This window comes from Nocardia sp. NPDC052112, assembly GCF_040680135.1.
Taxonomy (GTDB): domain Bacteria; phylum Actinomycetota; class Actinomycetes; order Mycobacteriales; family Mycobacteriaceae; genus Nocardia.
Genome location: NZ_JBFAWD010000070.1, coordinates 1 through 3,582, shown reverse-complemented (window position 1 = coordinate 3,582; position 3,582 = coordinate 1). Strand labels below are relative to the sequence as shown.

3 protein-coding genes and 1 pseudogene are annotated in these 3,582 nt (G+C 67.9%); 3 read left to right on the top strand and 1 reads right to left on the bottom strand.

Annotation, left to right across the window (positions count from 1 at the left end):
* The first annotated feature begins 149 nt into the window (after nt 1-149).
* From AB0L58_RS42925 to AB0L58_RS42915, 3 genes are read left to right on the top strand one after another with little or no spacing between them, the layout of a single operon-like run.
* Entirely contained in the window at nt 150-902 is a 753-nt protein-coding gene (locus AB0L58_RS42925) for an alpha/beta hydrolase (protein WP_364397487.1), read from the top strand.
* A 9-nt stretch (nt 903-911) separates the two neighbouring features.
* Nucleotides 912-1,403: a hypothetical protein gene (locus tag AB0L58_RS42920; protein ID WP_364397482.1), complete on the top strand. Its 492-nt coding sequence runs from the start codon at nt 912-914 to the stop codon at nt 1,401-1,403.
* A complete protein-coding gene (locus AB0L58_RS42915; protein WP_364397480.1) occupies nt 1,403-2,311 on the top strand; it encodes a sucrase ferredoxin in 909 nt (302 codons plus the stop codon). The genes AB0L58_RS42920 and AB0L58_RS42915 overlap by 1 nt, the downstream gene beginning before the upstream one ends.
* Before the next feature lie 195 nt (nt 2,312-2,506).
* Here the strand turns inward: AB0L58_RS42915 and AB0L58_RS42910 are convergent.
* Nucleotides 2,507-3,421: pseudogene (locus tag AB0L58_RS42910) on the bottom strand (SDR family NAD(P)-dependent oxidoreductase); the annotation flags it as partial.
* Nucleotides 3,422-3,582 lie beyond the last annotated feature (161 nt).

Below are 3,582 nucleotides of genomic sequence, written 5' to 3'. Positions count from 1 at the left end.
GTCCGAGCCGTCGAAGCGCATGCGCCGCAGGCGCGAGTCTCGACGGCTCGGACGCGAGACTGAAGGGGGCCGCGAACACGCCGCGCCGCAGGCGCGGCCAATCAAACACAGTATTCTCGGGAATCGTGGATCTCGCGGTGACCAGGGCTGTGCTCGACGGCGTGCGGATCGCCTATCGGGATTCCCTGGTGGGCGATGGCGTGCCGGTGGTGCTGGTGCACGGTATGGGTGGGGATGGGCATACCTGGGATCAGTTCGCACACACATTGGTGCGGGCCGGGCGGCGGGTCATCATTCCCGATCTGCGCGGGCACGGGCGCAGCGCGCACACCGAGTCCTATCTGTTCGCCGAATTCGGCGCGGACGTGCTGAATCTGTGTGACCGGCTCGAGCTCGATTCGGTAGATCTGATCGGACATTCGCTTGGCGGTTACGCGGTTTCCTGTGTCGCGCAGGAACGGCCCGAACTGGTGCGGCGGCTGGTCATCGAGGAGTGCCCGATGCCGTTGCGTTCCGGCGACGAAGAGGTGAGGCTGACGCGTCGCTTCCCGACCGTTCCGGAACTGTGGCACGCCACCACGAGCCTGATCCGGCATCCGCGCGCGGTGCTCGCCTTCGATCGCTCGATGACGCGGACCGCGCTCGAACAGTTCCGCAAGCCGAATCCGGAGTGGTGGGAGCGGCTCGCTGATATCACCGCGCCCACCCTGGTGCTGCGCGGCGGTCCCGGCGGGATGGTCGATCCGGAGAAGCTGGCGGTTGTGCGCGACACCATCCCGAATTGCGCCGTGACCGCCTTCACCTGCGGCCACAGCATCCATCGTGACCGCTATCGCGAATTCGAGGCGACCGTGCTGCCGTTCCTCGCGACGCTCGCACCCGCGGCAGGTCAGCGGATCTAGAGTGAAGCGGTGCGTGCGCAAGACCGTCCGGTTCTGTTCTTCGCCGACGAGCAGTCGTTCCGCGACTGGCTCCTGGCCAACCATGCCTCGGTGGACGGGGTCTGGCTGCGCTTCGCCGAAAAGGGCTCCGGACGCGTTTCGCTGAACCATGCCGGTGCACTGCGGCAGGCACTGTGCTTCGGCTGGATCGATGGGCAAGCGCGTAGTGCGGGCGGGGAGTTCTGGCAGGTCGGCTTCACCCCGTGGCGCAGGCGCGGCCCGTGGTCACTGCGCAATATCGGTTTGGTCGCCGAGCTGATCGAGCAGGGGCTGATGCATCCGGCCGGACAGGTCGAGATCGATCGGGCCGAGGCCGACGGCCGCTGGGATGTGGCGTACGGCGCAAAGCAACATCGCACCGCCGTCGGCTATTTGCTCGCCGACGCCGTGCAGCCCGAGACCAGGGCACGGCGCATCGAGAAGTTCGTGCAGAAGTTCGCCGACAGACAGACATCGGGCTGATGACCGGATTCGAAGGGATGCTCTGCTCAGCGGCAGCCGCGGTCGATGTGCCCTTGCCCGGCACGGCAACTGGGGTGTCTGGGTGGTTGTGTGTCGAGCAGCCGGGTGCGTGGGGCCGCGATGTGATCGGCGACGAGGTGCTCGGCCCGGAGACCACTGCCGAACTCGCCGCCCGCACCGTGGCCGCGAAGGTTCGTCCGACGTTGATCCGGCGGCCGGGCCGCAACGAATTCAACGGTGTCCGAACGGTTCTGATCGCCAGTTCGCGCCCGCGGGGTTTCTGGTGCGAACGCTTCGAGATCACCGACCTGAAGCAGCTGCTCGATCTGGATCTGGACCTGCTGAACGGCCCACCGCCGGGAATCGGTGCGCCCGTGCGTGATTCGCTGATCCTGGTGTGCGCGCACGGAAAACGCGATCAGTGCTGCGCGTTGTTCGGCCGCCCGATTGCCGCGAATCTGGCCGCCGACTATCCGGACCGGGTCTGGGAGTGCTCGCACACCGGCGGCCATCGCTTCGCGCCCGCCATGGTGTTGTTGCCCTCCGGCCTGACCTACGGCCGCGTCGATACCGCGGCCGCCGTCGCGGCGGTCGAAGCCGTGGGACGCGGTGCGGTTTCGTTGGCCGGTCTGCGTGGTCGCGGCGGTCACCATCCGGCCGAGCAGGTCGCGGAAATCGCGGTGCGCGAACAAGTTTCGGTGGGTCTCGACGATCTCACCGTCTGTCTCGAAACGGATTCCGCCGCAACCGATTCCGATCGGGTCCTGGTTACCCATCGCGATGGCCGTCGCTGGCGTGTGACGACTCGCGCCGTCGGATTCCCACCGCGCCAGGCCAGTTGCGGTGCTGCACCGAAGCCGGTGACCGCGGTCGTGGCCGATCGGGTCCAGCCCTTGCCCACGGGCTGATCGCACGCCTTGCCCCAACACCTGGTGTTCGGCCCGGTGGCACAACATCCGCTCCCGGGCCCGCACCTACCTCCCGGAACCCGCCTCGTTCTCGGCTGAAAACGACGAACGGGGCATGGGTGCGGCGAAATCCACCGCAACCATGCCCCGTTCGCGGCGACCTTTATCGCCCCCTGCGGGATGAAGGTCGCGGGCTTACCAGTGGGTGCCCGGCACCCAGCGGGCGGCGCGGCGCAGGGCGGTGCCGGTGACTCGGCGAGCCGTCGACTGATGACGTGGTTCGCGTTGCGGCGCAGAGGGTTCCGCTGGCTCCCCGGTGTCCGTCTGCTCGCCCTTGGCAGCGGGCGAGTCGGGTATGGCCCGGTAGTACCGGTGCAGGATGCGGTCACGCAGCTTCGGGGTGAGCAGCGCGCCGTATTCGGCGAAGGTGCCGAGTGGTACATCGATGCGCTTGGGTCGCTCGCTCAGCGCGCGCACGATGGTGGCGGCCGCCCATTCGGGGGACTCCGACGGGCCCTGATCGCCGCTCGGGGTGATCATCGGGGTGCGCACCAGCGGCATATGAATGGTGGTGAAAGTGACACCGTCGGCCATGGTTTCGACCGCCGCGACCTCGGTGAACTTATCCAGCGCCGCCTTGCTCGCGAGGTAGGCGGCGAAGCGCGGCGTGGCCACTTGCACGCCCGCACTGCTGATATTGACAATGTGGCCGAACTTGCGCTCGCGCATCTGCGGCAGCAGCGCCAGCGTCAATCGCAGGGCGCCGAAGTAGTTGACCGCCATGGTGCGTTCGAAATCGTGCAGCCGGTCGGTGGAGCGGTGGATGGCGCGCCGAATCGAGCGGCCCGCATTGTTCACCAGCATGTCGACGTGGTCGTGCTCGTCCAGGATGGTTTTGACCACGTGGTCGACGGAGTCGGAGTCGGTGACGTCGCACTGGTATCCGTAGGCGCTGCCGCCCTCGGCCCGGATCTCCTCGACCACGGTCGCGAGTTCGTCGCCGCGCCGGGCGAGCAGGAAGACGATGGCGCCCTTATCCGCGACGGCCAGTGCGGCGGCCCGGCCGATGCCGGAGGACGCGCCGGTAATGAGCACATGCCGCCCCGTGAGGTCGCGGTTGCGGCGATTGCGCCGGACCTGCTCGCGCAGGTCGGCGTCGTCAGCGGAGGCCGGGGTCATCGCTGCTCCATAAGGTTGTAGGTGTTCAGGGCCGGACGCTCTGGATGCCCAGGGCGGCGGGGTGTGGCTGATCGCTGCTTGCCGTTGGGTGG

Coding starts and splice junctions, on each gene's coding strand:
- AB0L58_RS42915 (WP_364397480.1), top strand. CDS start 1,403: ATGACCGGATTCGAAGGGATGCTCTGCTCAGCGGCAGCCGCGGTCGAT.